Below are 23544 nucleotides of genomic sequence, written 5' to 3'. Positions count from 1 at the left end.
GGGCGGGCGTGGGAGCGGGCGGGCGGGGCGGAGCAGCCGGAGCGGCCGGAGCGCGCGCTGCCGCGGGGGCCGGCGGGGGCGCGGCCGCGGCCCGGGGAGCGGTCTTCGCGGCGCGCTCGCCGGCCTCGGCCTCGAGCACCGCCACGAGGCTCCCCTCGCTGACCCGGTCGCCGGTCTTCACCCGCAGCTCTCGCACCTTGCCGGACGCCGGCGACGGCACGTCCATGGTCGCCTTCTCGGACTCGAGCGTGACGAGGGCGTCGTTCTCCTTCACGGCGTCCCCGGGCTTCACGAGGACGTCGATGATCGGCACGTCCTTGAAGTCGCCGATGGGCGGGATCTTCACGTCGATGGTGGTCATCGAGTCCTCGTGGTCACGAACCCCGCTCGAGTCGAGCTGCTGCGCCGCCCGGTCGCCGCGCGATCACACGGTCCACGGCGCGGGGGTGGCGGGGTCGATCCCGTACCTCCGGATGGCCTCGGTCACCCGGTCCACCGGGATCGCGCCCTCGTCGGCGAGGGCCTTGAGCGCGGCGACCGTGACGTGGTGCCGGTCCACCTCGAAGAACCGGCGCAGCTTCTCGCGGGTGTCGGAGCGGCCGAAGCCGTCCGTCCCGAGCGTCACGTACCGCTGCCGGATCCAGGGCCGGATCTGCTCCGGGAACGCGCGCACGTAGTCGGTCGCGGCGACGACGGGCCCGGTCGCCTCGGAGAGGCAGTGCTCGACGTGGCTCCGTCGCGCCGGCGCGGCCGGGTTCAGGAGGTTCTCGCGCGAGACCAGCCGTCCGTCCCGGGCGAGCTCGGTGAAGCTCGGACACGCCCAGAGATCGGAGTCCACGCCCCAGTGGCTCTTCAGCAGGTCCGCCGCGGCGATCACCTCGCGGAAGATCGCGCCCGACCCGAGGAGCTGGACGCGCGGCGCCGCGGGGCCGTCGCGCGCGCCGGCCTTGAACAGGTACATGCCCTTCACGATGTTCGGGGCCGCGCCCTCCGGCATGGCGGGGTGGACGTAGTTCTCGTTGAGCAGGGTGAGATACCAGTACGCGTCCTCCTGGTCGGCGAGCATCCGGCGGAGGCCGTCCTGCACGATCACCGCGACCTCGTAGGAGAAGGTCGGGTCGTAGGAGTGGCAGTTCGGGACGACCGACGCGAGGAGCTGGGAGTGGCCGTCCTCGTGCTGGAGCCCCTCGCCGTTCAGCGTCGTCCGCCCGGAGGTGCCGCCGACGAGGAAGCCGCGGCAGCGCATGTCGCCCGCGGCCCACCAGAAGTCCCCGACGCGCTGGAACCCGAACATCGAGTAGAACAGGAAGAACGGCACCGTCTGCTCGGCGTGGATCGAGTAGGCCGACGCCGCCGCGATCCACTCGCACATCGCGCCCGCCTCGGTGATCCCCTCCTGCAGCACCTGCCCCTGCGTGTCCTCGCGGTAGTAGGCGAGCTGCTTGGCGTCCTCCGGCGTGTAGAGCTGGCCGACGTGGCTCCAGATCCCCATCTGCCGGAACATGCCCTCCATGCCGAACGTCCGCCCCTCGTCCGGCACGATGGGCACCACCCGCGCGCCGAGCCCCTTGTCGCGCCCGAGGAGCTGCATGATCTGGACGAGCGCCATCGTGGTGGACAGCTCGCGGTCCTGGCTCGACTGGAGGAGCCGCTCGAGCGCCGAGAGCTCCGGGACCGGGAGGCTCCGCGGCGCCCGGCGGCGGCGCTTCGGCCGGTCGCCGCCCAGCTCGCGGCGGCGCGCCCGGAGGTACTCGAGCTCCGTGGAGCCCTCCTCGAGCTTCAGGAACGGGAGCTTCTCGAGCTGGTCGTCCGGGACGGGGAGGCCGAAGCGGTCGCGGAAGCTGCGCACCGCCTCGACCGGGATCTTCTTCTGCTGGTGGGCGATGTTCATCGCCTCGCCCGCCTCGCCCATCCCGTAGCCCTTGATGGTCTTCGCGAGGATCACCGTGGGCTGGCCGACGTGCTTCGTCGCCGCGTCGTAGGCGGCGTACACCTTGAACGGATCGTGGCCGCCGCGGTTGAGGCGCCAGATGTCGTCGTCGGACAGCTCGGCGACGAGATCCCGCAGCGCGGGCGTGTTGAAGAAGTGCTCCCGGACGAAGGCGCCGTTCCGGGACCTGTAGAGCTGGTACTCGCCGTCCACGACCTCCATCATCCGCCGGCGCAGCGCCCCGTCCTCGTCCTTCGCGAGGAGCGGGTCCCAGTGGCGGCCCCAGATCACCTTGAGGACGTTCCAGCCGGCGCCCCGGAAGGTGCTCTCCAGCTCCTGGATGATCTTCCCGTTCCCGCGCACGGGCCCGTCGAGCCGCTGCAGGTTGCAGTTCACGACGAAGATCAGGTTGTCGAGCCGCTCGCGGCCGGCGAGGTCGATGGCGCCCATCGACTCCGGCTCGTCCATCTCGCCGTCGCCGCAGAAGGCCCAGACCTTCCGCCCCTCGGTGTCGGCGATCCCGCGGTCGTGCAGGTACCGCATGAAGCGCGCCTGGTAGATCGCCATGATCGGGCCGAGCCCCATCGAGACGGTGGGGAACTGCCAGAACTCCGGCATGAGCCACGGGTGCGGGTACGAGGACAGGCCGTTCCCGCCGACCTCCTGGCGGAAGTTGTCGAGCTGCTCCTCGGTGAGCAGGCCGAGGAGGTACGCCCGGGCGTAGACGCCCGGGGCCGAGTGCCCCTGGATGAAGACGAGGTCGCCGCCGCGGTCCTCGCTCGCGGCCCGCCAGAAGTGGTTGTAGCCGACGTCGTACAGCGTCGCGGCGGAGGCGAAGCTGGCGATGTGGCCGCCGACGTTGGTGTGCTTGTTCGCGCGGACCACCATCGCCATCGCGTTCCAGCGGACGTAGTGCCGGATCCGCTGCTCGAGGGCGAAGTCGCCGGGGAAGCGCGCCTGCCGCTCCACCGGGATGGTGTTCACGTACTCCGTGCTGGCGGAGAACGGCAGGTACGCGCCGTGGCGGCGGGACTCCCCGATGAGCCGCTCGATGAGGAAGTGCGCCCGATCGGGGCCCTCGCGCTCCAGCACGCCGTGCAGCGCGTCGAGCCACTCCCGCGTCTCCTGGGGATCGGCGTCGAGGTTCTTCTGTTCCATGCGACCCTCGGTGGTCGGCGAAGCGCCGAGTCACCTAACGGGGCCGCCGGGCCCTGGCCAAGTGCCCGTCAGGGCCTGTGATGACGAGGGAACCCTCCGGCCGGACCCTCATCATCACGGCCGCCCGACGTCGTCAGGGCCGCCCGAGCGCGGCGAGGAGCTGCGCCCGGGCGCTGGCGAGCTGGTACTCGGCGTTCACCTGCTGCGCCTCGGCGTTCGTCGCCGCGAGCTGGGCGTCGGACAGCTCGAGGGCGTTCCCCGCGCCGGTTCGGTAGCGCCCCTCCGCGAGCCGGAGCTGCTCGCGGGCGTTGGTGGTCGCGTCGATCGCCGCCTGGACGCTCGCCTTGGCGGCGCGCACGGTGAGGCGCGCGTTCTCGAGGTCCACCCGGATCTGCTGGCGGAGCGTCTCGGCCTGCGCCGAGGCGACGCGCACGTTCGCGGCCGCCTCGTCGACCTGCGCCCGCGTGCGGAACCCCTCGAAGATCGGGATCGTCAGCGTCGCGCCGGCGGCGACGTTCCAGCGATCGCGGAGCTCGCCGGCGTCGGCACCCACGTCGGTCGCGGACGCGCCCACCGACAGGGTCGGGCCGTAGCCCCCCCGGGCGGCGGACAGGCTCGCGTCCGAGGCCTCGAGCCGCCGGAGCGCCGCCGCGAGGTCGGGCCGGTTGCGGAGCGCCTCCGCGAGGAGCGCGTCCTGGGAGGCCTCCTCGTCCGCCATCTCCGGCAGCGATTCGCTCGCGACGTCGTAGTCCACCGGGGCGTCGACGCCCATCGCCTGGTTCAGCCTGGCGCGGGAGGTGGCGTAGTTGTTGTCGGTCTGCACGACCTGGACCTGCGCGTTGGCCACCGTCGTGCGCGCGGTGGCGAGATCGATCGGCGGACGGGTGCCGATCTTCACGAAGGCCTCCGTCTGCGCCAGGTGGGCCTGCTGGTTGTCGAGGGTCGCGCGGGCGACCCCCGCGAGATCGTGGGCGGCGCGGGCCTGGAAGAAGGCGGTCCGCACGTTGAGCACGGTGGTGAGCTCGTTCTCTCTCGCGCTCTCCTCGTCGGCCTCGGCGGTCCGTCGCGCCGCGGTCCAGCGGCCCGAGGTCTGGCCGAAGTCCCAGACGAGCTGGCTCACGTTCGCGCTGAAGGACCAGTCGTTGCGGGTGTCGAGCGTGGCGGCGAGCCCGTTCAGCCCGGTGTTGCTCGTCCCGCGCTGGTACTGGGCCTGGCCGTTCACCTGCGGGAGCAGCCCGGCCCGGGCCTGGTCGGCGCGGGCGCGGGAGGCGTCGGCGGCGGCGCGCGCCTGCACGAGCTGGGGCTGGTGGGCGAGGGCCGTCTGGACCGCCTCGTCCAGCGAGAGCACCCGCGCCGCGGCGGGGGCGACGGGAGCGGGGGGCGTGCGGGGGGCGGCGGCAGGGCCGGGCGTGCTCGGGGGCGTCGGCGTCGGGGTCGGGGTCGCGGGGGCGCTCGCGGCGCGGGCGTCGGGGGCGAGGGCGAAGGCGAGGCAGGCTGCGATCAGGAGGGTGGGGGACCTCATGTCTTATTCGAACCTCAGGGCCTGGATGGGATCGAGGCGCGAAGCCTTTCGCGCGGGGTAGAGGCCGAAGCCGACGCCGACGAGCCCGCTGAAGGCCACCGCGACGACGATCACGCCCGGGCGCACCAGCATCGGCCAGCCGAAGGTCGCCGCGAGCCGCTCCGCGGTGAAGAGGCCGAGCGCGACGCCGATGGAGCCACCGGCGATGGCGAGGGCGAGCGACTCGACGAGGAACTGGAGCAGGATGTCCCGGGGGCGAGCGCCGACCGCCATGCGGATGCCGATCTCGCGGGTCCGCTCGGTGACGGAGACGAGCATGATGTTCATGATCCCGATGCCGCCCACCAGGAGCGACACCGCGGCGATGGCCGCGAGGAGGGTGGTGAGGGTGCGTGTCCCCGCCTCCATGGCGCCGGCCATCTCGGTCAGGTTGCGGATCGAGAAGTCGTCGTCCGCTCCCGGGGCGAGGCGGTGGCGATCGCGGAGCAGGTCGGTCACCTGGCGCTCCGCCTTCGCCGTCCCCTCGGCGCTGGTCGCGCCGACGAACACGACGCCCTGCACGACGTTCTTGAGGCCGCCCTGGATCTTCGCGAGGAAGGTCGGGTACGGCACGAAGACCGCGTCGTCGTAGTCCTGGCCCATGGGGGACTGGCCCTTGGTCGCGAGGACGCCGATGACGTCGAACGGCACGTCCTTGATCCGCACCGACTGCCCCACCGGATCCGCCGCGCCGAAGAGCTTCTCGGCCACGGTCTTCCCGAGGAGCACGACCTTCGTCCCGGAGTCCACGTCGGACGGCGAGAAGATCGCGCCGCTCGCCATCGGCCAGGAGCGGATCTCGAAGTAGTCCGGCGAGACGCCGTTCACGGTCGTGGTCCAGTTCTGATCCTCCGACACGACGGCGGCGGTCGAGCGCAAGCCGGGCGAGACCCACCGCACCGACGGGACCTCGGCCTTCATCGCCTTCACGTCGTCCCAGGTGATGGTGGGGAGCGAGCCGAACCCGCCCTGGACGCCGCCGGCGGTGGTCGTGCCGGGCAGGACGATGAGCATGTTCGAGCCCATCGAGGCGAAGCTCTGCTCGACCCGGACCCGCGCGCCGTCGCCGATGGCGACCATCGCGATCACGGCCGCGACGCCGATGACGATGCCGAGCGCGGTGAGGAACGAGCGCATCTTGTTGCGCCGGAGGGCGCGCCAGGCGACCCGGACGATCTCGAGCGGGTTCACGGCCGGCCCTCCGCGGCGGCCGCGCCGCCCTCCGGGGCCTCCGCGCGCGGCGCGGCGATCCGCGCCTTCCGGCGCTCGTCGGAGCGGATCAGGCCGTCCTTCATCGTGATCACGCGGCCGGCGTACTCGGCGATGTCCGGCTCGTGGGTGACGAGCACGACGGTGATCCCGCTTCGCCCGAGGGCCTGGAGGAGCGCGATGACCTCGACGCTGGTGCGCGAGTCGAGGTTGCCGGTGGGCTCGTCCGCGAGGACGAGGCGCGGGCGCCCGACGATGGCGCGCGCGATCGCGACGCGCTGCTGCTGCCCGCCCGACATCTGGTTCGGGTGGTGCCCGGCCCGCTCGGCGAGCCCGACCTGCCGCAGCGCCTCGGTGGCGCGCGCGTGGCGGTCCCGCGCGCCGAGCCCGGAGTAGAGCAGGGGCAGCTCGACGTTCTCGAGGGCGCTGGTGCGGGAGAGGAGGTTGAAGCTCTGGAAGACGAAGCCGATGGTGCGGTTCCGGATCCGGGCGAGCGCCTCCGGGCCGAGCCGGGAGACCTCCTCGCCCGCGAGCCGGTACGCCCCGCGGGTCGGGCGGTCGAGGCAGCCGAGCACGTTCATGAGCGTGGACTTGCCCGAGCCGGACGCGCCCATGATGGCGACGAACTCGCCGTCCTCGATCGTGAGCGTCACGCCGCGGAGCGCCTCGACCGAGACGTCGCCCATCCGGTAGGTCTTCGCGATGTCGTGGAGCTCGATCAGCGCGGTCATCGGGGCTCCTAGAGCAGCCTCGGGCCGTGCGGACGGCCGTTGCCGCCCTGCGACGACCCCGCGCCGGCGCCGGCGTCCACCACGCAGGCGTCTCCGGGTTGGAGATCGCCCTCGAGCACCTCGGTGAGGGTGCCGTCCGTGACGCCGGTCTTCACGCGCACCTCGACCGGCTTCCCCGCGCGGAGCACCCAGAGCGTCTTCCGCCCCGGCACGTCCCGGCCGCCCGCAGCCTTGCCGTTGCCGTTCGGCTTGCCGCTCGCGCCGCCCTTCCCCGCTCCGGCGCCGGGCGCGCGCGGCGGCGCCGCGTCCGCCTTCGGCTCCTGGCCCGGGGAGGCCGGGTCCGCGTGCCCGCCCCGCGCGCTACTCTCGCGCTGCAGCGCGGCGAGCACCTCGGTCGGCGGCCGGAAGCGGAGCGCCGCGTTCGGCACCCGCAGCGCGTCGTCGCGCTCCGCGTACACGAACGTCACGTTGGCGGTCATGCCGGGCCGGAGCTTCAGCTCGGGGTTCCGGACGTCGATCACGGCGTCGTAGGTCACCACGTTCTGCACGGTCTGGGCGGCGTAGCGGATCTGGCGGACCACGCCCTCGAAGCGCTCGCCGGGGAAGGCGTCCACCGTGAACGTCGCGGACATGCCGCCCTGGAGCTTCCCGACGTCGGCCTCGGCGACGTTGGTGTCCACCTGCATCCGGGAGAGGTCCTCGGCGATGACGAAGAGCGTGGGGGCCTGGAGGGACGCGGCGACGGTCTGGCCGACGTCCACGCTCCGCGAGATCACCGTCCCGCTGGTCGGCGAGACGATCCGGGTGTAGGCGAGGTTCACCTCGGCCTGGTGGAGGGCCGCGGCGTTCTGCTGGACCGACCCCTCCGCCGCGGCCACCGAGGCGCGGGCCGCCTGGGCGTTCGCGTCGGCCGTGTCCCGGTCGGCGATGGCGACGAGCTTCTGCTCGGCGAGGGTGGCGGTCCGCTTCGCCACCCGATCCGCGTCCACCGCCTGCGCCTTCGCCTTCTCGAGGTTCCCGCGCGCCGCGACGAGGTTCGCCCGCGCCTGCTCGACGGCCGCCTGGAAGAGCTGCGGGTCGATCCGGGCGATGAGCTGCCCCTTCTTGACGGGCGCGTTGTAGTCCACCAGCACCTCGGACAGGCGGCCGGAGACCTGGCTCCCCACCTGGACGGTGACCAGGGCGGAGAGCGTCCCGCTCGCCGTCACCTTCGCGGAGAGGGGCCCGCGATCCGCCGGGATGGTGTCGTAGCTCAGCCCCGCGGGCTTGCGGGTGCCGCGCCAGGCGAGCGCCGCGGCGACGGCGAGGCTCACGGCGAGGGCGAGGAAGGCGAATCGGCGTCTGGTCACGAGGTGTGTCTCCGGTCCCCGAAGTACCGGCCGGGCGTTGCAGGCGCCTGCGGGGAACGTGAGCGAATGTTACGGAACCGGGAGGGTAGGCGACCGGCGGCCTCCGCGCCCCATTTTTTACAGGGAGCCTTCTCTCAACTCGTCCGGCCGCCGCGGCATGCCGCGGCGCGGCCGTCGCTCGCCCCCGTCATCCGGCCCCGGGGCCGATGCCGGGCGGCCGGGGGGGCGCCGCGGGGCGCAGGTCGGGCGAGCCGTCCGGGAGGGCCGGCCGGATGTCCGGACGATGGCGGCTCAGCGCGCCGGGCGGGGTGGCCGCGAGCGGGATCGCGAGCAGGACCCCCAGCGCGAGCGCCGGCGGGATCCAGCGCCCGCCCAGCCAGAGCAGGGCCGCGATCGCGAGCAGGGCGCCGTGGACCGCGGGCTCGAAGTGCGGCGCGCGCACCCCGACGAGGACCCAGTACCAGACGAGGATCCCCGCCGCCCCGTAGGCGGCGAGGCCGAGGAGGAGCGGCGGCGCGACGCGCGGCAGGCGGGCGAGGGCCGCCTCGAGGCCGGCGGCGGCGAGGAGCCCGAGGGCGGGCGCGATCTCGACGAGGTACCGGCTCTCCCGCCACCGGTCGTTGAGGCCGATGCGCAGGAACGAGAGGATCAGGAACAGGATCGCGACCGGCGGGAGGAGGAACCGGAGCCGCCGCGCCGGGCCGGCGAGCGCGAGCACGGCGCCGACCGCCTCGAGGGCCAGGAGCACCGGCGGCTGCGAGAGCTTCAGCGCCGTGAAGAAGTAGCTGTGGAAGACCTGATCCCACTCGAGCCGTACGGAGACCAGGTGTTGGTACGGGCTCTCGTTCACCATCCAGCTCGGGTCGCCGTAGGCGAGGAGGCCGACGAGCCAGTAGAGGGCGTACGGCGCGAACGCCGCCCCGGCCGGCCGGAGATCCCGCCAACGCCAGAGGATCGCCGCCGCCCCGGCGGCGACGAAGGCGGGCCCCTCGGGGCGGGTGATGCCCATCCAGCCGAGCCCCGCCGCGACCAGCCAGGGCAGGTCCTCGGTCCAGCCGAGCACCGCCACCGCGAGCGCCGCCGCGAAGGGCAGCTCGGTCATGGTCGAGGCGCCCTGGCCGAAGAAGTCGTACTGCGCGAGCACGAGGAGGCCGGCCGCCCACGGCCGGACGAGCCCGAGCCGGCGGGCCGCGAGCATCGTCGCCGCGAGCGCGACCAGCGCCGGGACGATCGCCGCGAGGCGGGCGGCCCGGTAGCCGAACGCGGCGGGCCCCGCCGCGAGCAGGACGAAGCCGGGGCGATCCCAGGGGAAGAGGATCGCGCGCAGGTCCTTCGGCACGTCGCGCAGGTGCATGTAATGCGCCCAGGCGTCGTGGATCGCGGCGAACGGGGAGAGGATCGCGGAGGCGGCGAGGAGGGCCGCGGCGAGGACCAGCACCGCGCGCTCGCCGGGCCCGAGCCGGCGCGCGAGGGCGATCGCCAGGGCGAACGCGGCGAGGGTGAAGGCGAGGAGGAGCGGGATGATCACGGCGGCCGCGCGGAGGATACGCAATCCGCCGGTCGCGCGCGGGAAAATCCGCGGCGGCTCATGATCAGCCGAGCTGGTGCTCGAGGTGCTCGACCCCGCTCGCCTCGTTCGCGGCGCGCGCCATGCACCGGACGAGGACGTGGAGCGTGAACGCGATCACCACCAGCGCGAGGGCGGGTGCGTCGGCGAAGAAGTCGTACAGGCCGTGGAGCGCGGCCACCCCGGCGAGGCCCGCCAGCCGGAAGGTCCAGCGCCGCCGCGGGTGCCACTCCGCCCACGCGACGAAGTAGCCGGAGATCCCGGCCCACGCGCCGTGCATGAACGGCGTGAGCAGCAGGCGTGTCAGCGTCCCCTCGAGGCTCTCCTGGCTGAACACGCCCAGCCGGTACGCGAGCCGGTCGTGCGCCTCGAACTGGGCGAGGTAGGCCAGGTTCTCGGTCGCCGCGAAGCCGAGGCCGGCGAGGGCGCCGAGGAAGACCCCCTGGCGCAGCGTGAGCCGCGCCCCGAGCGCGCCGCGCCACCGCGCCAGCGCGAGGAGCGGCAGGATCTTGAAGACCTCCTCGCGGACGCCCACGCCCAGCACGAACCCGACGAGCCGCGCGAGCGCGCTGCGCGAGGCGACGAGCGCGTCGGTCACGAACGGCGGCGTGGAGAGGTAGGCGAGGAGCGCCGGGATGGTGAACACGATCGAGGCGAGGTACACGAGGACGGCGAGGATCCCGGTGCGCCGCTCCGGCTGGACCAGCCGGTGGAACAGGACCGCCCAGACCAGCGAGAAGTAGAAGAACAGCCAGCTCGTCGGGTCGTCGGCGCCCAGGGCGAGGATCACGATGGGCGTCGCCGCCAGGGCGTAGAGCACCCAGAACCGCGGCGAGGCCAGGAGGGGCAGCATCTCGCGCGGGGAGAAGTACTCCGCGAGGAGCGCGCCCACCGTGCGCTCCGGCTCCCGCCGCGGGGGCGCGCCGGGGCGCCCCGGCGCGGCGGCAGGGAGCGGCGCCGCCTCGGCGGGGCCGGGCGGCGGCAGCGGCGGAGGGAGCGGAGCGGCGACGAGCTCGCCGAGCGGCGTGGGGCCGGTGCCGTCCTCGCCCCAGACCGCGGTGGTGCCGGGCAGGAGCCCCTGCGCGAGGAGCCCCGCCAGCCGTTCGAGGGTGCTCGGCCCGCGCAGCGCGCCGCCGGCCGCGTAGTAGTAGCGCATCGACTGCCGATGTTAAGGCGCCCGCCGGCCGGGCGCGCGCCGGTCTTCCGGTGACCGACGGGGTGCGCGCCGCCGCCCCGGCGCCGTGACCGCGGCGCGAGCTTGAGCCATTGGTGAAACGGTGCCGCGCCGACCTCCTGATGGAACGACGGGGATCGAGGGGCCGAGGCGGCGCGGCGGGCGCTCGCCGCTCCAAGCCACGGGTCACTTGGTGGGCGTCCCCGAACCGGATGAGAGGGAGGCGATAGGCGTCCGGCCAGGATGGCGCCTCCTCTCCCCGTTCGCCTCCCGCCGCTGCCGCGCACCGGAGGCGTCCCCAGGGTGAAAGCCGAAGGAGGCGGACCATGGGCGAGAGCCGCGATGCGAACGATCCGCGGGATCTGCTCAGGGCGCTGAACAAGCAGTCCCGCGCGGAGTTCGAGGAGTCGGAGGCCGAAGACACCGGCGGGCAGGAGCACGCGAGCCGCGCCGACCGCGGAGGCGAGCCGGACGCGAGGCGTGTGCCGGTGCCCGGCGCCCGCCGCGCCGCCCGTCCGGCGGCGGAGCAGGGGAAGGCGCCGGCGGAACGCGCGGAGCCGGAGGGCGACGCGGGGAGCGAGGCGGAGCGCCGGCGCTGATCCGGAAGCCGCGCTGCGCTGGGACCACCCGCGACGCATACCGATCCACGGGCGGCCGTGCGCCGGCAGCCCGTAGATGGGGGCGGCTCGGACGCCGGCGCCGGGGCTCGGGGAACGGGCACGAGGGGACGGGGCGCGGCCCCGAGGCCGGGCACGCTGTCACCTTCCGGCCCAGGCGTGTTAAGACCCCCCGTCCTCCCATGACGAGCCAGCACGAGATCGCCCGCCGGCGCACGTTCGCGATCATCTCGCACCCCGACGCGGGCAAGACCACCCTCACCGAGAAGCTCCTCCTGTACGGCGGCGTGATCCAGCTCGCCGGCGCGGTGAAGGCGAAGCGCGGCCGGGCGAGCGCGGTGTCCGACTGGATGGAGATGGAGCGCGAGCGCGGCATCTCCATCACCACCTCGGTCCTCCAGTTCCCCTACCACGGCTTCCAGCTCAACCTGCTCGACACGCCCGGCCACGCCGACTTCAGCGAGGACACCTACCGGACGCTGCACGCCGTGGACGGCGCGGTGATGCTCCTCGACCGGGCGAAGGGCGTCGAGGCCCAGACGCGCAAGCTCTTCCGCGTGTGCAAGCAGCGGGCGATCCCGATCTTCAGCTTCGTGAACAAGATGGACCGGGCGGGGCGCGACCCGTTCGACCTCATCGGCGAGGTCGAGAGCGTCCTCGGCATCGGCGTCTACCCGATCACCTGGCCCATCTTCCGGGGCGGCGTCTTCCGCGGCGTGTGGCACCGGGTCGCTCGCCGCGTCTACCTGTTCGACGCCGACCACGCCGCGTCGTCGGCGACCCTCGGCGCCGAGCGCCCGCCCGTCGAGGTGACCGGGATCGACGACCCGCTCGTCCGGGCCGAGCTGGACGACGACGGCTACGACCGGCTCCGGCAGGACGCCGAGCTGCTCGAGCTCGCCGGCGACGGCTTCGACCAGGAGCGGTTCCTCCAGGGCGCGCTCTCGCCGCTCTTCTTCGGCAGCGCCATCAACAACTTCGGCCTCGAGGCGTTCCTCGAGTCGTTCTGCGAGCTGATGCCGGCGCCGCGGCCGCGCGCGACGGACCAGGGGCCCGTCGAGCCCTCGCGCGACGAGTTCAGCGGCTTCGTCTTCAAGATCCAGGCGAACATGGACCGGGCGCACCGCGACCGGGTGGCGTTCGTCCGGATCTGCTCGGGCAAGATGACCCGCGGGATGAAGGTCACGCACGTCCGGAGCGGCAAGGAGATCCGGCTCGCGAACCCGTCCCAGTTCATGGCGCGCGATCGCACCGTGGTAGACGAGGGCTTCCCCGGGGACGTGGTCGGCGTGCACGATCCCGATCTCTTCGAGATCGGGGACACCCTGACCGGCGGATCGCGCTTCTCGTTCGAGCCCATCCCGAGCTTCGCGCCGGAGCACTTCGCGCGCCTCGTGATGGTCGATCCGATGAAGCGCAAGCAGTTCGCCCGCGGGATCGAGCAGCTCGCGCAGGAGGGGACGATCCAGCTCTACCAGCCGCCCGCCGGCCGGGCGGGCGACCTCGTCCTCGGCGCGCTCGGGCAGCTCCAGTTCGAGGTGGTGAAGTACCGCCTCGAGTCCGAGTACGGCGCCCAGGTCCGCCTCGAGCCGGTGCCGTGGCAGCTCGCCCGGTGGCCGTCCCGGGCCGACGGCGCGCCGCTCGATCTCGAGGCGCTCTCGGACGCGGTCGAGGGGATGGTGGTGCTCGACGTCCGCGGCCGGCCGGTGGTGCTCTTCGACCGCGCGTGGGCGCTCCAGACCGCCGAGCGGCTGCACCCGGAGTTCGTCTTCGGCGAGACCGCGAGCGGGGTCGTCGTCAGGGCGGCGTGAGGAGAGGCCTCCGAGGCCTTCCTCCCTACCCCCGCTTCCGCCCCGGCAGCACGTCCTTCAGGACCTCGCGCGCCTCGCGGATCATCTCCGCGGTCGTCTCCCACGACACGCAGGCGTCGGTGACGGAGACGCCGTACTTGAGCTGCGAGCGGTCCGGCGGCAGGAGCGGCTGGTTCCCGGCGCCGATGAAGCTCTCCACCATCAGCCCGACGACGGAGCGGTTCCCCTCGCGGATCTGGTGCACCACGTCGCGCATGACGAGCGGCTGGAGCTCGGGCTTCTTCCAGGAGTTCCCGTGCGAGCAGTCCACCACGATGTTGAGCGGGAGCTTCGCCTTGAGGAGCGCCTGCTCCGCGAGCGAGATGGAGACCGTGTCGTAGTTGGGCCGGCCGCCGCCGCCGCGGAGCACGACGTGGCCGTAGGGGTTGCCGCGGGTCCGGATGATCGCGTTGTTCCCGTGGTCGTTGATGCCGAGGAACGCGTGCGCCCCGCGCGCGGAGAGGATCGCGTTCACCGCCGCGTCCACGTCGCCGTCGGTGCCGTTCTTGAAGCCGACCGGCGTGGAGAGCCCGGACGCCATCTCGCGGTGGGTCTGGGACTCGGACGTGCGGGCGCCGATCGCGGTCCACGCGACGAGGTCGCCGTAGAAGTGGGGGCCGATCGGGTCGAGCGCCTCGGTCCCGGCGGGGACCCCGAGCTCGTTCACGGCGAGGAGGAAGCGCCGGGCCTCGAGCATGCCCTCGTCGATCCGGAAGGAGTCGTCCATCCGCGGGTCGTTGATGAAGCCCTTCCAGCCGAGGGACGTGCGCGGCTTCTCGAAGTACACGCGCATGACGAGGTGGAGGGTGTCCTTCACCTCGTCCGAGAGGGCGCGCAGGCGCCGCGCGTAGTCGAGCCCCGCGACCGGATCGTGCATCGAGCACGGGCCCACCACGACGAAGAGCCGCGGGTCGCGGCCGTCGAGGATCGCCTCGAGGGTCCGGCGGCTCTGCACCACGGTCCGCGCCGCCGCGTCGGAGAGGGGGGCCCGCGCCTTGAGCTCCTCCGGCGAGGGCATCAGGTCGAAGGCGACGACGTTCAGGTTCTCGGTCCGGTGCATCCGTGTCGATCCCGCGTGGAGTGGGGAGAAGGACGAGGATACCCGATCCCGGGTCGGACGCGCACCCCGGGCGCGGGGAGGGCGCGCCGCCCCGCCACGCGCGGCGTCAGCGCGCCGCGCCGGTGTGCGGGGCCGCGGGATCCGCCGGCGCGGCGCGGTCGAGGCCGACGTCCTGCCACGAGGTCGGATCCTCGAGCGGCTCGAGGTGGGTGGTCACCTTGCACTGCGGGACCACGTCGCGGATCTCCTGCTCGATCTCCTCGAGCAGCGCGTGGCCGCGGGTGACGCTCCAGTCGCCCGGCACCAGGACGTGCAGCTCGACGAACCGCCGCGGGCCCGCCTGCCGCGTCCGGAGCGCGTGGAACTGCACCGGCGCGCCGCGCCGCGCGAGCACCGACCGGAGCGCCTCCTGCTCGGGCGCCGGGAGCGCGCGATCGAGCAGGCCGACGGCCGAGCGGCGCAGGATCCGGACGCCGGTCCAGACGATGTTCGCCGCGACGAGGAGGGCGATGATCGGGTCGAGCCGCTGCCACCCGCTGAGCGCCACCGCGCCGATGCCGACCAGCACCGCGACGCTCGTCCAGACGTCGGTGAGGAGGTGGTGGGCGTCCGCCTCGAGCGCGATCGAGCGGTGGCGCCGGCCGGCGGCGAGGAGGACCCGGGCGACGGCCAGGTTCACGAGCGAGGCGCCGGTGGACACGACGAGGCCGAGCCCGGCCTGCTCGATGGGGCGCGGGGCGAGGAGGCGGCCGGCGGAGGTCCACCCGATGGCGACCGCCGCGAGGAGGATCAGCGCCCCCTCCGCCCCGCTCGCGAAGTACTCCGCCTTCCCGTAGCCGTACGCGTGCTCCTCGTCCTCCGGCCGCGCCGCGACGTTGAGCATGAGCAGGGTCAGCACCGCGGCGACCAGGTTCACGATCGACTCGAGGGCGTCCGAGAGGAGGCCGACCGAGCCGGTGAGCAGGTACGCCACCGTCTTCATGCCGATGGTCGTCACCGCCGCCGCGATGGAGAGCCACGCGAACCGGGCGAGGGGGACGGGCCGGGAAGAAGAGGACATTCCGGCTCCTCTTGCCTCCTCCGACCGGGCGGCGCAAGCGACTTCACACCGCGCGTTCACCGCGGAGCAGCGCCGATCGGCGCTCGGCGCGGGGTCTCGGTCCACGCGACCGGGCGCCCCCGCGCGGGCGATCTCCCAGCGATCACCCGGGGCTCACCCCTTCCGGACCGGTCACACGTACGCCCGCGAAACTTCAGGGACTACGAACGGTCGAGCGTGCGCGTCACATTGCCGCAGCGCGCTCGGGTTTGATCGCGATCAAGGCAGGCGCTAGTGTACTCGCCGCTCGGACCGGGAATGGATGCGTTCGCCGGGGCCGGGCGTTGATCTGACGCAAGTCGGGAACGGCGCCTCCGGTCCCCCCGTGCGCAGCTTGCGCACGAGGAACGGGCGCCGGCCCGGACCGGCAGGGTCGAGAGGACGACGGATGAACGGTGCAGGACCTTCGCAGCGCTCCGGCTCGTCGGCCAGGACCGCCGGCCGGGGCCGCCGGGGCCGACTCGCGGGCGCGCTGTTCGCCGCCGCCGCGCTGGTCGCGGCCGCGGCCTGTCGGCGTGACGAGGTGAGCCACTTCCGCGTGCCGAAGTCCGGAGCGCCGGCCGGGCTCGCGGCCGGGGTGCCCGGCGCGGGCGCGGGCCCGATGGGGAGCGGCCCCACGGCCGCGCCGGCGGGCGGCGCGATGGACGGCGCGGAGGTCGCGCCGCCGCCGCCCCCCGCGGGCGGCGGCCTGCGCTGGTCGCTCCCGAAGGGCTGGAGCGAGGCGAAGGAGGGCGGGCCCATGCGCTACGCCACGCTCAGGCCCGGCGTGCCGGGGAAGGTCGAGGTCTCGGTGATCGTGCTGCCCGGACCGGCCGGCGGCGAGCTCGCGAACGTGAACCGCTGGCGGAACCAGATCGGCCTGCCGCCGCTCGCCGAGGCCGAGCTCCCGGCCGCGCGCCGGACCGTGAAGGCGGGGGTGGGCCCCGTCGCGGTCTACGACTTCACCTCCGAAGGCCGGCGGAAGAGCCGCGTGGTGGCGGGCCTCGCCGCGAACGCCGGCAGCACGTGGTTCGTCAAGCTGTCCGGAGACGCCGAGGCCGTCTCGGCCGCGCGCCCCGCGTTCATGACCCTCCTCGAGAGCCTGCGCCCCGATGCCGAAGCCAAGTGAGCTCCGCAGCACGCTGTGGGACGCGCTCACGTCCCTGAAGCTGACCATCGCCTGCATGGCCGCGTTGATGGTCCTGGTCGTCGCCTGCACGCTCGCGCAGGTGCGCCTGGGGACGTTCGGGGCCGTGGACGCGTACATGCACCGCTGGGTGGTCTGGTGGGACGTGCCGGGCTCGCCCTGGTCGTTCCCCATCTTCCCGGGCGGCGCGCTCGTCGGCGCGGTGCTCGCGGTGAACCTCTTCGCCGCGCAGCTCCGCCGCCTCGAGCTCGCCTGGCGGAAGGCCGGCCTGTGGATCGTGCACGCCGGCCTGATCCTGCTCGTCGCGGGAGAGTTCGTCACCGGCCTGTACCAGGTCGAGACGCGGATGGCGATCCAGGAGGGGGCGTCGGCCAACTTCGTCGAGAGCCCGCGCCAGTCCGAGCTCGTCGTGGTGGACACCACCGACCCCGCGTCCGACGACGTGTACGGCGTCCCGGAGTCGCTGCTCGCGCGCGCGGGGGAGATCCCGATCCCCGGCACGCCGGTGACGCTCCGGATCCACGGGTACTACCCCAACGCCGCGCTCTCCATGCGGCAGGCCTCCGACCCGCCCGCGGCCGCGACCGCCGGCGTGGGCACGAGCGTCGCCGTGCGCGAGCTCCCGCCGGTGTCACGCGACGAGGAGACGAACGCGCCGACCGCGCTCGTCGAGCCGATCGCCGGCGGCCGGAGCTACGGGACCTGGCTCGTGTCGTCCCTGCTCGGGGCGCCGCAGGGCTTCACGCACGAGGGGCGCACCTACCAGCTCGTCGTGCGGCCGCGCCGGATCTACCTGCCGTACACCGTGACGCTGAAGAAGTTCCGCCACGACGTGTACCCGGGGACGAACATCCCGAAGAACTTCTCGAGCCTCGTCCACCTCTCGAACCCGTCCAAGGGCGAGGAGCGCGACGTCCTCATCTACATGAACCAGCCGCTCCGCTACGAGGGCAAGGCGTTCTACCAGGCGAGCTTCGGGAACAACGACACGCTCTCGATCCTGCAGGTGGTGCAGAACCCCGGCTGGCTGCTGCCGTACGTCTCCTGCGTGCTCGTCACGCTCGGGCTCCTCGTCCACTTCGCGATCACCCTGCGGCGCTCGATGCGCCGGCAGGCGGCGACCCGCGCGGCCGCCGCCGCCCCGGCCGCGGTGGAGGCCTCGACATGAACAAGACCCGGCTCGCGTTCTGGGGCGCCGCGCTCTGCGCCCTCGCCGGCGCGGCGGTGATGCTCGTGCCGCAGGGGAAGGTCCGCGGCTTCGACGTGGACGCCTTCGGGCACCTGCCGGTGCTGGAGGGCGGCCGCGTGAAGCCGGTGGACACCGTGGCGCGCAACGCGCTCCTCATGATCCGGAGCCAGCAGTCCTTCCGGCACGAGGGGCGGACGATCGGCGCCGACGAGTGGCTGCTCGACGTGCTGTTCCGCCCCGAGGTCGCGGACGAGCAGAAGGCGTTCGTCATCAACGACCCCCAGGTGCTGGGCCTCATGCACCTCCAGCAGACGGGGGATCGCTACTACGCGTTCAAGACGCTGCGCCCGTTCGTCGAGGAGATCCAGCGGCAGGGCGAGCAGGCGCAGCAGGTCGATCCCAAGCAGCGGACGCCGTTCCAGAACGCCGTCGCGAACCTGTACGATCGCGTCTTCCTGTACCTGCGGCTCGAGAACACGGTGCAGCTCGCGCAGACGCCGGGCCTCGCGTGGGAGCTCGCGTCGCTCGGGACCCCAGAGGCGGCGACGCGCCGCGCGGCGCTCTCGGAGGCCGCGTACTTCCGCCCCTTCGTCTCCTCGGCGGCGAGCACGAACGACGCCTGGCAGAGCGCCGGGGAGGCGCTCGACGCCGCCGCGCGCGGCCGGTCGAGCCCGCAGCTCGTCGCGTGGGCGCGCATGTCGCTCGCGTACCGGGCCGGCGATCCGGCCAGCTTCGACCGCGCCGCGGCGGAGGCGCTCGCCGCGGCCGGGGCGGCGCAGCCGGGGCTGGTCGCGCAGAGCGGGCACGAGCTCGTCTTCAACCGCGCCCAGCCCTTCTACGTGGGCATGGTCGTGTACGTGCTCGCGCTGCTCGCGGTGTTCGTCTCCTGGCTGTGGAGGCCGGAGTGGCTGCGGCCGGCCGCGTACGGCCTGCTCGTCGCCGGCGCGGTGATCCACACCGCGGGCCTCGCCTCGCGCGTCGTCCTCCAGGGGCGGCCGCCGGTCACGAACCTCTACTCGTCGGCGGTGTTCGTCGGCTGGGGCGCCGTCCTCCTCGGCGCGGTCCTCGAGCGGATCTACCGCAAGGGCTTCGGCACCGCCGTGGCCGCCGCGGCCGGCTTCGCGTCGCTCATCGTCGCCCACCACCTCACCGGCGACGGCGACACGATGGAGATGATGCGCGCCGTCCTCGACTCGAACTTCTGGCTCGGCACGCACGTCGTCACCATCACCATCGGCTACTCCGGCACGTTCCTCGCCGGCGCCCTCGCCATCGCCTGGACCGTCCGGCGGCACCTCCTCCGGGGCGGCGGCGATCCGGCGACCTCGAAGGCGATCATGGGGATGACCTACGGGGTCGTCTGCTTCGCGCTCTTCTTCAGCTTCCTCGGGACCGTGCTCGGCGGGATCTGGGCCGACCAGTCCTGGGGGCGCTTCTGGGGGTGGGATCCGAAGGAGAACGGGGCGCTGCTCATCGTGCTCTGGAACGCGATCATCCTGCACGCCCGCTGGGGCGGCTACGTCCGCGAGCGCGGCATCATGGCGATGGCGATCCTCGGCAACGTCATCACCAGCCTGTCCTGGTTCGGCGTGAACATGCTCGGGGTCGGGCTCCACTCCTACGGCTTCATGGACAAGGCGTTCTGGGCGCTCTCCGCGTTCATCGCGTCCCAGCTCGCGATCATGGTGTTCACCGTGCTGCCGCCCCGGTTCTGGGAGGCGGGGGCGTTCTCGCGCGCCGCGAAGCCCTCCTCCGCGCCGGCCGCGGGAAAGTGACGCAGGTCGCGCGTCGCCGCGGCGCCGGTGCTATATGACGGAGATCATGCCCTTCGACCCTGCTCCTTCGTACCGCCCCGCCGCGCGCACCGTCGTGGTCCGCGGCGCGTCCGACGTCGAGCGCAGCTTCATGGCCGCCGTCTACCGCTGGATGACCTTCGGCCTCGCCGTGACGGCGGTCGTCGCCCTCGCCGTGGCGAGCTCCCGCGAGGCGATCCAGCTCGTGTTCGGCAGCCGCGTGGTCTTCTTCGGACTCCTGATCGCCGAGCTCGGCCTCGTGGTCGCCCTCTCCGCGGCGGTGACCCGGCTCTCCGGCGCGGTCGCCGGCGGGCTCTTCCTCCTCTACTCGGCCCTGAACGGCGTGACGCTCTCGGCGGTGCTGCTCCTCTACACCGGGACCTCCGTCGCCGTGGCGTTCGGCGCGACCGCCGGGACGTTCGGCGCGATGAGCGCCTACGGGACCGTCACCCGCCGCGACCTGTCGTCCTGGAGCAGCTTCCTGTTCATGGGGCTCATCGGCGTCGTCATCGCGAGCCTGGTGAACCTCTTCCTCCACTCCTCGATGCTGTCGTTCGTCGTCTCCTGCGCGTCGGTGGTGGTCTTCACCGGGCTCACCGCGTACGACACGCAGAAGCTCCGCGCCCTGGCCGCCGCGGGCGGCAGCACCGGCGCCCTGGCGGTGAACGGGGCGCTCGCGCTCTACCTCGACTTCGTGAACCTGTTCCTCTCGCTGCTGCGGCTGCTCGGCGGCCGGCGCGACTGATGACGTCCGGAGAGCAGGGGAGCGATCGCTTCCCGGGCCGCGCGTCGACCGGGGACGCGCGCGGCCTCGTTCGTCTTTCGTGAGAGCACTTCGTCGAACGAGTGAGCACCCGCCGTATCGCGCCCTGGCCGCCACGCTGGCGGCGGCGGGGGCGCTCGCGCTCCTGGCGGCCTTCGCGCCGCGGGCAGCGCTCGCGGCGACGCCTGGGGCGGCCACACCGGCCGGCGGATCGGACAGGTCCCCGGCCGCGCCCCCCGCGGCCAGCGCGCCGTGCGCGCCATGCGCCCCGGCGTTGCCCGGGAGCGCGCCGGTCCAGGCCGCCACCCGCAGCCGGATCGTGGTGGGCGCCGATCGCGCGTACCCGCCCTACGAGTTCCTCGACCGCGACGGGAAGCCCGCCGGCTACAACGTCGAGCTGATGCGGGCCATCGGCGAGGTGATGGGGCTCGAGGTGGAGTTCCGGTTCGGCCCCTGGTCGGAGATCCGGGCCGGCCTGGAGGCGGGCACCGTGGACGTGCTCGAGGGGATCTCGTTCTCCGAGGAGCGGGCCCAGGTGCTGGACTTCTCCTCGCCGCACGCGATCGTCCACCACGCGATCTTCGCGCGGGAGGGGACGCCGCCGGTCTCGTCGCTCGACGACCTGCGCGGCAAGGACGTCATCGTCTTCGGGGGCGGGATCCTCGACGAGACGCTCACGCGGCGCGGCCTCGCGCGCAACATCGTCCGCACCGGCACGCCCGCCGACGCGCTCCGGCTCCTCGCCTCGGGGCGGCACGACTACGTGGCGGTGGCCCTCCTCCCGGGCATCTGGATCACCCGCGAGCTGCAGCTCACCAACGTGGTCCCCGTGGCGCGGGACGTCGCCGTCGAGCGGTATGGGTTCGCGGTGCGGAAGGGGGACGGCGAGCTGCTCGCGCGCCTGGACGAGGGGCTCGCCATCCTCAAGAAGACCGGCCGCTACGACGAGATCCACCAGCGGTGGCTCGGCGTCCTCGAGCCGCGGGCCGTCTCGTTCGCGACCGTCGCGCGCTGGGCCGCGCTCGTGCTCGGGCCGCTCCTCGCGATCCTCGCCGCCACGGTGCTCTGGTCGCGGTCCTTGAAGCGGCAGGTCGAGGTGCGCACCGCCTCGCTCGCCCGCGAGGTGGCGGAGCGCCGGCGCGCCGTGGAGGAGCTGCGCCAGCACCAGCAGCAGCTCGTGCAGGCGGACAAGCTCGCCGCCCTCGGGGTCCTCGTCGCCGGCGTCGCCCACGAGATCAACAACCCGAACGCCCTCGTCCTCCTCAACATGCCGCTGCTCGAGGAGGTGTTCGGCGACGCGCTCGCGGCCCTCGACGCCCGCGGCGCCGAGGGGCTCACGCTCGGCGGGCTGCCGTACGCGCGCGTCCGCAAGGAGCTCCCGCCGCTCCTCGAGGAGATGCACGCCGGCGGGCGGCGCATCAAGCGCATCGTGGAGGACCTGAAGGACTTCGCCCGGCGCGAGGATCACCCCGCGCTCGAGCCGCTCGACCTGAACGAGGTGGCGCGGACCGCGCTGCGGCTCGTGGGGAACGCGCTCCGGAAGGCGACGTGGTCGTTCGAGCTCTCCCTCGAGGAGGGCCTGCCGCCGGTGCGCGGCAACTCGCAGCGGATCGAGCAGGTGGTGGTGAACCTCCTCGTCAACGCCTGCGAGGCGCTGCCGGACGCGAGCAGGTCGATCCGGCTCTCGACGCGGCACGACGCGGCGGGCCGCCGGGTGATCCTCGAGGTGCGGGACGAGGGCGTCGGGATCCCGCCCGATCAGCTCGCGCGGATCGAGGAGCCGTTCTTCACCACGAAGCGCACCGCGGGCGGGACCGGGCTCGGGCTGTCCGTGTCCGCCGGGATCGTGAAGGAGCACGGCGGGACCCTCGAGTTCGCCTCCGAGGTGGGGGCCGGCACCGTGGCGACGCTGGCGCTCCCGGCGGTCGAGGACGCGGGGGCGGGAGGGGGCCGATGAGCGCCGCGGGCGCGCCGGCGTACGGCATCCTGCTGGTGGACGACGAGCCGGCCTGGCTCCGCTCGATGAGCCTCGCCCTCGAGCGCTCGGCCGGGCTCCGCCACGTGGTCACCTGCCAGGACCCGCGGCGGGTCATGGAGATCCTCTCCGGCGACGACATCGCGGTGGTGCTCCTCGACCTCACCATGCCGCACCTCTCCGGCGAGGATCTGTTGCCGCGCATCAACGCCGAGCACCCGGACGTCTCGGTCATCGTGGTGTCGGGGATGAACCAGGTCGAGACGGCCGTCCGCTGCATGCGGCTCGGCGCGTTCGACTACCACGTGAAGACCGAGGAGGAGGACCGCCTCATCGCGGGCGTCCTCCGCGCGCTCCGGCTCCAGGAGCTGCAGCGCGAGAACGTCGAGGTCGCCACCCGGCTCCTCTCGGGCGAGCTGCACCACCCCGAGGCGTTCGAGGGGATCGTCACGCAGGACCCGACGATGCGGACGCTGTTCGCCTACGTCGAGGCGGTGGCGCGGAGCCCGCAGCCGCTCCTCGTCACCGGCGAGAGCGGGGTGGGGAAGGAGCTCGTCGCGCGGGCCGCGCACCGGCTCTCCGGGTGCAGCGGCAAGCTCGTCGCGGTGAACGTCGCCGGCCTCGACGACGCGGTGTTCGCCGACGCGCTGTTCGGCCACGTGCGCGGCGCCTTCACCGGGGCCGATCACCCGCGGCGCGGCATGGTGGAGGAGGCCGAGAACGGGACGCTGTTCCTGGACGAGATCGGCGACCTCTCCGTCCCCTCGCAGGTGAAGCTGCTCCGGTTCCTGCAGGAGGGCGAGTTCTTCCCGCTCGGCGCGGACCGGCCCCGCAAGGTGAAGGCGCGCGTCATCGCGGCGACGCACCAGGACCTCGCCGCGAAGGAGCAGGCGGGTACCTTCCGGCGCGACCTCTACTACCGGCTCCGCACCCACCGCGTGCGCGTGCCCCCGCTCCGCGAGCGGAAGGAGGACATCCCGCTCCTCCTCGACCACTTCCTCGACGAGGCGGCGCGCTCGCTCGGCAAGAAGAAGCCCACGCCGCCCAGGCAGCTCGCGCAGCTCCTCCAGACCCACGACTTCCCCGGGAACGTCCGCGAGCTCCGGGCGATGGTGTTCGACGCGGTCTCGCTGCACAAGGACCGGGTCCTCTCGATGGACGCGTTCCTCGCCGGGATCGGCCGGGCCGGCGAGCCGCCCCCCGGCGATCCCGCCGCGGACCAGAACCCGTTCGGCGGCGCCGAGCGGCTGCCCACCCTGGACGAGGCGATGGAGCTCCTCGTCCGCGAGGCGATGGCGCGGGCCGGCGGAAACCAGACCCTCGCCGCGCGGCTCATCGGCACCTCGCAGTCGGCCCTCTCGAAGCGGCTGAAGTCGTATCGGCGATGAAAGAG

The 23544-nt window shown here is 73.5% G+C and carries 18 protein-coding genes; 8 read left to right on the top strand and 10 right to left on the bottom strand.

Annotated features, from left to right (window positions below):
* The 8 genes from MNZ27_RS08045 to MNZ27_RS08010 form a co-directional block, all read right to left on the bottom strand.
* A partial coding sequence (locus MNZ27_RS08045) for a biotin/lipoyl-containing protein (RefSeq protein WP_242393524.1) occupies nucleotides 1-361 on the bottom strand: 361 nt, incomplete at its 3' end.
* Nucleotides 362-424: 63 nt separating this feature from the next.
* Nucleotides 425-3088, bottom strand: a complete 2664-nt coding sequence (gene aceE / locus MNZ27_RS08040; protein ID WP_242393523.1) for a pyruvate dehydrogenase (acetyl-transferring), homodimeric type — start codon at nucleotides 3086-3088, stop codon at nucleotides 425-427.
* 133 nt (nucleotides 3089-3221) lie between these two features.
* The gene (locus MNZ27_RS08035; protein ID WP_242393522.1) at nucleotides 3222-4610 is read right to left on the bottom strand and encodes a TolC family protein; all 1389 of its coding nucleotides are present in this window, start codon (nucleotides 4608-4610) and stop codon (nucleotides 3222-3224) included.
* Between the two features lie 3 nt (nucleotides 4611-4613).
* Nucleotides 4614-5840 carry an ABC transporter permease gene (locus MNZ27_RS08030; RefSeq protein WP_242393521.1) on the bottom strand — a complete coding sequence of 409 codons (1227 nt, stop codon included), beginning with the start codon at nucleotides 5838-5840 and terminating at the stop codon, nucleotides 4614-4616.
* Nucleotides 5837-6589, bottom strand: a complete 753-nt coding sequence (locus MNZ27_RS08025) for an ABC transporter ATP-binding protein (protein WP_277957717.1) — start codon at nucleotides 6587-6589, stop codon at nucleotides 5837-5839. The genes MNZ27_RS08030 and MNZ27_RS08025 overlap by 4 nt, the downstream gene beginning before the upstream one ends.
* 8 nt (nucleotides 6590-6597) lie before the next feature.
* Nucleotides 6598-7938 (bottom strand): efflux RND transporter periplasmic adaptor subunit, encoded by a 1341-nt coding sequence (locus tag MNZ27_RS08020; protein ID WP_242393520.1) that lies wholly within the window; start codon nucleotides 7936-7938, stop codon nucleotides 6598-6600.
* Nucleotides 7939-8125: 187 nt separating this feature from the next.
* On the bottom strand, nucleotides 8126-9490 hold the full coding sequence (locus MNZ27_RS08015; protein WP_242393519.1) for a hypothetical protein: 1365 nt from the start codon (nucleotides 9488-9490) through the stop codon (nucleotides 8126-8128).
* 40 nt (nucleotides 9491-9530) lie between these two features.
* The gene (locus MNZ27_RS08010; RefSeq protein WP_242393518.1) at nucleotides 9531-10661 is read right to left on the bottom strand and encodes a PrsW family glutamic-type intramembrane protease; all 1131 of its coding nucleotides are present in this window, start codon (nucleotides 10659-10661) and stop codon (nucleotides 9531-9533) included.
* Nucleotides 10662-11005: 344 nt separating this feature from the next.
* On the opposite strand from MNZ27_RS08010, the gene MNZ27_RS08005 reads away from it, so the two are divergent.
* Both MNZ27_RS08005 and MNZ27_RS08000 read left to right on the top strand, forming a co-directional pair.
* Complete coding sequence (locus MNZ27_RS08005) at nucleotides 11006-11278, top strand: hypothetical protein (protein WP_242393517.1); 273 nt, start codon at nucleotides 11006-11008, stop codon at nucleotides 11276-11278.
* Nucleotides 11279-11478: 200 nt separating this feature from the next.
* Nucleotides 11479-13107, top strand: a complete 1629-nt coding sequence (locus tag MNZ27_RS08000; RefSeq protein ID WP_242393516.1) for a peptide chain release factor 3 — start codon at nucleotides 11479-11481, stop codon at nucleotides 13105-13107.
* 25 nt (nucleotides 13108-13132) lie between these two features.
* Here MNZ27_RS08000 and MNZ27_RS07995 read toward each other — a convergent pair whose 3' ends face one another.
* Together MNZ27_RS07995 and MNZ27_RS07990 are read right to left on the bottom strand one after the other, a co-directional pair.
* Nucleotides 13133-14206: a 3-deoxy-7-phosphoheptulonate synthase gene (locus MNZ27_RS07995; RefSeq protein WP_242393515.1), complete on the bottom strand. Its 1074-nt coding sequence runs from the start codon at nucleotides 14204-14206 to the stop codon at nucleotides 13133-13135.
* Nucleotides 14207-14312: 106 nt separating this feature from the next.
* Nucleotides 14313-15266: a cation diffusion facilitator family transporter gene (locus tag MNZ27_RS07990; protein ID WP_242393514.1), complete on the bottom strand. Its 954-nt coding sequence runs from the start codon at nucleotides 15264-15266 to the stop codon at nucleotides 14313-14315.
* Between the two features lie 427 nt (nucleotides 15267-15693).
* Here MNZ27_RS07990 and MNZ27_RS07985 point away from each other — a divergent pair, with 427 nt between their 5' ends.
* From MNZ27_RS07985 to MNZ27_RS07960, 6 genes are all read left to right on the top strand, one after another.
* Nucleotides 15694-16413 carry a hypothetical protein gene (locus tag MNZ27_RS07985; protein ID WP_242393513.1) on the top strand — a complete coding sequence of 240 codons (720 nt, stop codon included), beginning with the start codon at nucleotides 15694-15696 and terminating at the stop codon, nucleotides 16411-16413.
* The gene (locus MNZ27_RS07980; protein ID WP_242393512.1) at nucleotides 16397-17599 is read left to right on the top strand and encodes a cytochrome c biogenesis protein ResB; all 1203 of its coding nucleotides are present in this window, start codon (nucleotides 16397-16399) and stop codon (nucleotides 17597-17599) included. Before MNZ27_RS07985 ends, MNZ27_RS07980 begins: the two co-directional genes overlap by 17 nt.
* Nucleotides 17596-19395 (top strand): cytochrome c biogenesis protein, encoded by a 1800-nt coding sequence (locus MNZ27_RS07975; protein ID WP_242393511.1) that lies wholly within the window; start codon nucleotides 17596-17598, stop codon nucleotides 19393-19395. The genes MNZ27_RS07980 and MNZ27_RS07975 overlap by 4 nt, the downstream gene beginning before the upstream one ends.
* A gap of 46 nt (nucleotides 19396-19441) precedes the next feature.
* Nucleotides 19442-20158, top strand: coding sequence for a Bax inhibitor-1/YccA family protein (locus MNZ27_RS07970; protein WP_242393510.1), 717 nt, complete (start codon nucleotides 19442-19444; stop codon nucleotides 20156-20158).
* A gap of 292 nt (nucleotides 20159-20450) precedes the next feature.
* Nucleotides 20451-22133, top strand: coding sequence for a transporter substrate-binding domain-containing protein (locus tag MNZ27_RS07965; protein ID WP_242393509.1), 1683 nt, complete (start codon nucleotides 20451-20453; stop codon nucleotides 22131-22133).
* Complete coding sequence (locus MNZ27_RS07960; protein WP_242393508.1) at nucleotides 22130-23539, top strand: sigma-54-dependent transcriptional regulator; 1410 nt, start codon at nucleotides 22130-22132, stop codon at nucleotides 23537-23539. The genes MNZ27_RS07965 and MNZ27_RS07960 overlap by 4 nt, the downstream gene beginning before the upstream one ends.
* Nucleotides 23540-23544: the final 5 nt, after the last annotated feature.

Source organism: Anaeromyxobacter oryzisoli, from assembly GCF_022690765.1.
GTDB lineage: Bacteria > Myxococcota > Myxococcia > Myxococcales > Anaeromyxobacteraceae > Anaeromyxobacter > Anaeromyxobacter oryzisoli.
The sequence above is the reverse complement of the archived record's forward strand: the minus strand, read 5'-3'. Positions and strand labels throughout refer to the sequence as shown.